The organism is Curtobacterium sp. B18, assembly GCF_000333375.1.
GTDB lineage: Bacteria > Actinomycetota > Actinomycetes > Actinomycetales > Microbacteriaceae > Curtobacterium.
Map to the genome: position 1 here is coordinate 1 of NZ_BACZ01000560.1, position 1,435 is coordinate 1,435.

Sequence of the window (1,435 nt, forward strand, 5' to 3'; positions counted from 1 at the left end):
GGGCTGCGGCCGGCCAAGGCGTGCTGCAGGCGGTCGGAGCGGTCGCCTTCCCCCTCGTCGTGACGCTCGTCGTCCGGTCCCGCCGCGAGCTCCGTGCCGCCCGTCGTGACGAGGCGGATGCCCGCAGCGCCGAGGCGGACGCCCGCAGCGCAGCGGCCGACGCCCGCAGCGCGGAAGCCGCCGCCGTCGCCCGGGAGCAGGACGCCCGCGTCGAGGCCGCCGTCTCGCGCGAGCGCGCCGCGATGGCCCGCGAGCTCCACGACATCGCCGCCCACCACCTGTCCGGGATCGCCCTGATGTCGGCCGTCGTCGACCGCCAGATCGACACCGACCCGGACGGCGCGCACGAGGGCGTCCGGCAGGTGCGGGAGCAGAGCACGGCCGTCCTCGAGGACCTCCGGCGCCTCGTCGGACTCCTCCGCGACGACACCCCCGCCGAGACCGCGGTCGAGACCGTCGCCGGGATCGTCGACCTGGTCGAGCACGCCCGGCTGCGGAGCGCCGTGACTCTCGCCGTCCTGCCGGGCGAGCGCCCGCTGGCGGACGGCATCGGCCCGCTCACCCAGCTCGTCGCCTACCGCACCGTGCAGGAGGCCCTCGCCAACGTCGCCCTGCACGCCGCCGGTGCGCCGTGCACGGTCACCGTCGACGACCGCGACCCCGACCAGCTGACGGTCCGCGTCGAGAACGGGGTGCCCACCGCACCGTCCGCCGGCAGCTCGCCCGCGGGTGGGAACGGACTGCGTGGCATGCGCGAGCGGGCAGAACTGGTCGGGGCGCGCCTCCAGGTCGGTCCCACCGGTGACGGTGGCTGGACGGTCGAGCTGGTGACGGGCCGGGAGGCGCGGCCCGACGCCGACGCGTCAGCCGACGCTCCGGAGGTGGCCAGATGATCCGGGAGATCGTGGGGTTCGACCAGACGATGGTGCGAGCTGGCGTCAGCGCCCTGCAGTCAGCCGACACCTGACATTGAGGTAGTCGCAGTGACCCCCGAGAGCGGCGAGGCGCTCACTCTCGTCCGGAGCACCCGAGCAGAGTTCGCATGCCTAGACATTCAGATGCCAGAAAGAAGAGGTATCGAGGTCACTCACGATCTATGCGGTCGAGGATCGGATCGTGATGTGCCAGTTCTAGTGGTAACAAAGCTCGACCTCGAGGACTTTGATTTCGGGACACTCGAAAGGAGAAGCTCCAGGATTCCTGATGTAGTACCCCGAGCCGGAGGTCATATTGAGGTACAAGTGCGACAGGTCTCGCCGTGCAAGTGCACCATGGTGCAAAGGTTATCTAGACGAATTATGGGGGAGTTGATCTCTAGTAGTAGCCTGCAGAGAGTGTCGGGTGCACGGGCCGACGAGCTTCCCATCGGTCTGGATGTCGAGATCCTCCGACGTGTGTACTCAGACAAGACAAAGTCACGAGATGCAGGAGGCGC

Annotated in this window: 1 protein-coding gene and 1 pseudogene; both read left to right on the forward strand. The window is 69.3% G+C overall.

Features of this window, described 5'->3' with window-relative positions; genetic code table 11:
- On the forward strand, positions 1–893 hold an 893-nt coding region (locus tag I5E_RS15195), incomplete at its 5' end, for a sensor histidine kinase (protein ID WP_042723942.1).
- Between the two features lie 90 nt (positions 894–983).
- Positions 984–1,435: pseudogene (locus I5E_RS23780) on the forward strand (hypothetical protein); the annotation flags it as partial.